Annotated in this window: 4 protein-coding genes; 3 read left to right on the plus strand and 1 reads right to left on the minus strand. The window is 47.7% G+C overall.

All coding sequences use genetic code 11. The features are described 5' to 3' along the window. The 3 genes from rho to RSA72_RS14390 form a co-directional block, all read left to right on the plus strand. A partial coding sequence (gene rho / locus RSA72_RS14380; protein ID WP_332633423.1) for a transcription termination factor Rho occupies window positions 1–1,256 on the plus strand: 1,256 nt, incomplete at its 5' end. A 407-nt stretch (window positions 1,257–1,663) separates the two neighbouring features. After that, the gene (locus RSA72_RS14385; protein ID WP_068907729.1) at window positions 1,664–1,918 is read left to right on the plus strand and encodes a hypothetical protein; all 255 of its coding nucleotides are present in this window, start codon (window positions 1,664–1,666) and stop codon (window positions 1,916–1,918) included. Beyond that, window positions 1,824–2,117 carry a hypothetical protein gene (locus RSA72_RS14390; protein ID WP_332633426.1) on the plus strand — a complete coding sequence of 98 codons (294 nt, stop codon included), beginning with the start codon at window positions 1,824–1,826 and terminating at the stop codon, window positions 2,115–2,117. Before RSA72_RS14385 ends, RSA72_RS14390 begins: the two co-directional genes overlap by 95 nt. Before the next feature lie 10 nt (window positions 2,118–2,127). On the opposite strand, the gene RSA72_RS14395 is transcribed toward RSA72_RS14390, so the two are convergent. Further along, the coding region (locus tag RSA72_RS14395; RefSeq protein WP_332623091.1) for an integration host factor subunit alpha at window positions 2,128–2,404 on the minus strand (277 nt) is incomplete at its 5' end.

Raw genomic sequence — 2,404 nt, forward strand, 5'->3', positions numbered from 1 at the left:
AACTCAAGAAAAAACCGATTGGCGAACTCATCAAAATTGCCGAGTTTATGGGCCTTGAAGGAATGGCGCGTAACCGCAAGCAAGACATCATTTTTGCCATCTTAAAGCGCCATGCAATGAACGGCGAAGAGATCTTTGGTGACGGCGTTCTCGAAATTCTGTCGGATGGCTTTGGCTTCCTGCGTTCCGCAGCGGGCTCTTATCTTGCAGGCCCGGACGACATCTATGTCAGCCCTTCACAAATCCGCCGCTTCAACCTGCGCACGGGCGACACCATTACCGGCACAATCCGCCCGCCGAAAGAAGGCGAGCGTTATTTCGCATTATTAAAAGTTAATCAGATCAACTACGATACGCCTGAAAATTCACGCAACAAAATCCTGTTTGAAAACTTAACCCCGCTGTTCCCGACCGAGCAGCTGGTGATGGAATTAGGCAATGGCACAACTGAAGATTTAACTGCGCGCGTGGTTGACTTGGTTGCGCCGATCGGCAAAGGCCAGCGTTCAATTATTGTTGCGCCGCCAAAAGCCGGCAAAACCATGCTGCTGCAAAACATCGCGCAGTCAATTGTCCGCAATAACCCGGAGTGCTTCCTAATTGTGCTGCTGATTGACGAGCGCCCTGAAGAAGTAACAGAGATGGAGCGCACGGTCCGCGGCGAAGTGATTGCGTCTACATTTGATGAATCGCCGGCCCGCCACGTTCAAGTAGCTGAAATGGTGATTGAAAAAGCCAAGCGCTTGGTTGAACACAAAAAAGACGTTGTCATTCTTCTCGACTCAATTACCCGTTTAGCGCGCGCTTACAACACTGTTGTACCTTCATCTGGCAAGGTTTTAACTGGCGGTGTGGATGCGCATGCACTCGAGCGTCCAAAGCGTTTCTTCGGCGCGGCGCGTAATATTGAAGAAGGCGGCTCACTGACCATCATTTCTACAGCCTTGATTGAAACCGGCAGTAAAATGGATGAAGTGATCTACGAAGAATTCAAAGGCACAGGCAACCAGGAAATTACCCTGGACCGCCGCATTGCTGAAAAACGCGTATTCCCGGCCATGAACATCAAGAAATCCGGCACGCGCCGCGAAGAGCGCCTGATGTCTGAAGACAACCTGCGCAAAGTCTGGATCCTGCGCAAGCTGCTGCATACACAGGATGAGCTGGCTGCCATGGAATTCCTGCTGGACCGCATGAAGGAAACAAAAACCAACGATGAATTTTTCGATCAAATGAAGCGCAAAGCTTCAAATTAAGCGGAAAAATCTGAAAAGGCTATCTATAACGATAGCCTTTTTATTTGGTTGACTTTGCTTACACAAAGACACAATTGCCCTGCGCTTATGTAAACTTATTTTCAAGCAAATGATTCTAAAAATAATATTCAGAAAAACCTGATGCTTTTTAGGCGTTTATTTAGCATTTATCCAATACAAACCTTTCTCTTGATTGTTATTTTCTGTTAATAAATTGCGCATTTTCGCCATTTTTTTGCTCTTTTTTCAGCGGCAACAGTAGCAATTCAAAATGCTCAGTGATAGCATATTTGCATACCAGTTAGGCTGCTCTGCATTGTTAATACCTAAGAATAAATTTAGGCATAAAAAAGCGCACAACAGGCTAACTAAGGTTTTTTTTAATCTCATATTTAGAGAGTGATGCCATGTTATTCAAAAAAATCGCTATTGCTGCTGCAGTTGCTACTACTTTAGCTTTCGTTGGCTGTGCTAAAAAAACTGAAGAAGCGCCTGCTGCTGAAGCTGCTGCTTCTGAAGCTACTGTAGCTGCATCTGAAGCTGAAGCTGCTGCTTCTGCTGCTGCTGTTGAAGCTGCTCCTGCTTCTGAAGCTGCTGCTTCTGAAGCTGCTCCAGCTGCTGCGTCTGAAGCTGCTCCAGCTGCTTCTGAAGCTGCTCACTAATCCCTTCCGATTAGTCAGTAAGAAAAAGAGAGCCATTGGCTCTCTTTTTTTATGCCTACAAATAAGCGAAGCCCGCCGCCGCTCCCAAGCTCTCAATAAAATCACGCCGTTTCCAGCTATTTTCAGCCTTTCGGTTATCCCAGCTCAGCGCTTAGCCTTCAGGCCGCCGCCTCAAAGCAGGGCCTGCAGAGCTGCATAAAAAAAGCAGATCAATCGATCTGCTCATTTCCCACACGCTGCCTGAATTTCTGGCCGGCGCGGAAGGTGACTACACGGCGGGCGGAAATCGGAATTTCCTCACCCGTTTTCGGATTGCGGCCCGGGCGCTGGCGCTTGTCGCGCAGCTCGAAATTGCCGAAACCAGATAGCTTGACTTGTTCTCCGGAGATGAGCGCCTGGCTGATCTCGTCGAAGAATAATTCGACCATTTGCTTTGCTTCACGACGGTTTAAACTCGTGAGCTCACTTAAATGATCAGCCATTTCT

This window comes from Acinetobacter sp., assembly GCF_036659555.1.
Classification (GTDB): Bacteria; Pseudomonadota; Gammaproteobacteria; order Pseudomonadales; family Moraxellaceae; genus Acinetobacter.